We start from the raw sequence: 2,066 nt of genomic DNA, 5'->3' as shown, positions 1-2,066 counted from the left end.
TTCCTGGTCTCCAGAGGGGTATTAACTTAGACATTTCCTCCAGTTTCGGTAATCGGCCGCATTATTTCCTCGATATCGATCAGGTTTTGTTCAAAGTCGAAGCTATAAGTCCCATTCAGATTAATGTTGTGCCAAGCCACCGGCGACACCTGCTTTGTAATCCCCAGCTTTTCTTCATCGCCAATGCCCTCGAAGTGCCTCAGTAAACGGGTCAGTATCATTGAGTTGAAGTAAATAATGGCGTTGGTGAGCAACCTCGCGCATTCATTCCACAAGCTGATTTCATAATCTGACGAACCTCGGAATCGGTTACCATTAACCGATGCGATAGCACGGCGTAATTGGTGGTAGGCCTCGCCTCGATTCAGTGCTCGCTGTACATATCCCCGGAGACTAGCATCGTCGATATAGTCCAGTAAGTACATGGCCTTGATCATACGGTTGTACTCAGTCAGGGCCTGTAATAACGGGTGGCTTTTGCTGTAACCAGATAACTTGCGAACCAGAATCGCTTGTGTGGTACTTTTCTCCTGAAGCGAGATGGCAATACGCTGGATGGTATCCCAGTGCTCAATGATGAGGTCTGTTTTAATCGGCTTTTTTAAACTCAGTGTTACGCCCTGGTCTTTGTTTTCACTGACTTTGAACATCTCTTCAATGACCTTGCCGAACTGGGCATATCTGGGGGCAAAGGTGTAGCCAAACAGATCCAACAAGGCAAAATTTACATGATTAACCCCATGGGTATCGGTCGATAATACATCGGGTTGTATCTCTGATGTATTGCTTTGCAACAAATCAAAGATGTAGTGGGATTCATGTTCGTTGGAGCCAATCACCTTGGCGTTTAGCGCTGCGTGATTGGCTATCAAAGTGATGGCCGAGACGCCTTTGTTAGTACCAAAGTATTTTGAGGAGTACCGGGTTTTAAAAGTCTCCAACCGGCTCTCGAACTTTTGCCCATCGGCACTGGCATGGATGAGGTCTTCCTGGATATTGTAGTGTTTAAAGATGGCCAGCCTGGCGACCGAGTTGTTGATTACATCATTGGCATTATTTAGCGTCTCCGGCCGCAGGTAATTGGCTTGGATACCTTTTAGTTGGTCATACGCCCGGTCGGAGATATTGGCCATGCCGTACAGCCCGTAATTAGTGCCGTTACCAATAATAACGGCCAACAGATCATTAACATTCGCACGGCCTTTCGACTGGACAGGTAGTACATGTTCAAAGTTGTCCAGAAAGCCAGTCTCCTGATCCACGTAGCGCAGTACATCGGTAATATTAATCGGTTTTATCTGGTCAAAGAACGGGTTGTTCAGCATACTTTTAACACCGGTTGAGGGCAGCCGCCACTTTGTTTTACCGGTGCGATTGCGCAGGATAACGTTTTGGTTGTCACCGTTTTCGATGCGCCGACTGACCTGTTGTAGTTTATCGTTGAGATCACAGGATAAAGTCTCGATTAGTTTGCTGGGTTTCGCCGTCAGGCGAGGCAACATGGATTGTTGGATCAGCGTCTTTTTGCCTTTCCAGCGCTCATTGCTGACCAAATCATCCTGGAGAGAACGGAACTTAATGACGGTCGGGAGATAGAGCTGTCCATTCAGCTTGCTGGGAATCTGCAGATATAGGAGCCACTCAAAACGATCCGGTAGGACGTTGTTCTCCTGATCAATAAGGTATGCCTTCTGTTTGGGCTGAATTAGCCGTCGGTTCATGGTTTGGAGAATAGCACCAGTGGCTAACTCGCCCTTAGTGACGGCTAGCTGTGTAGCCAGGGCCTGTGTGTTCTCAGTAGCCTGGAAGGCTAGACACTGGAAGATTGGCCGTAGCACCTTCTCTAACAGCGGCTTTTGTTGGTCATAGTATTCCCAGTAATAATCATCAAGTGCGCGTTTTTGCTTGTTAAGATACAGGCACAATGACTCGATATCCCGACATTTAAGCAGCTTTTGAGCCTCCCGTTTTACAGCACCAAAAGGCTGTTTTTCATCGATGGAGTTATCAATAAAAAGATGGAGCAATTCCGCAGCCTTGCTGATATTGGCAGCAGCGCCTTCCCA

The 2,066-nt window shown here is 47.3% G+C and carries 1 protein-coding gene; it reads right to left on the bottom strand.

Features of this window, described 5'->3' with window-relative positions:
- Positions 1 to 26: 26 nt before the first annotated feature.
- Positions 27 to 2,066, bottom strand: a 2,040-nt coding sequence (locus A3750_RS03815; RefSeq protein ID WP_068548031.1) for a Tn3 family transposase, incomplete at its 5' end; no start/stop codon positions are given.

This window comes from Oleiphilus sp. HI0079 (assembly GCF_001635105.1).
The sequence above is the reverse complement of the archived record's forward strand: the minus strand, read 5'-3'. Positions and strand labels throughout refer to the sequence as shown.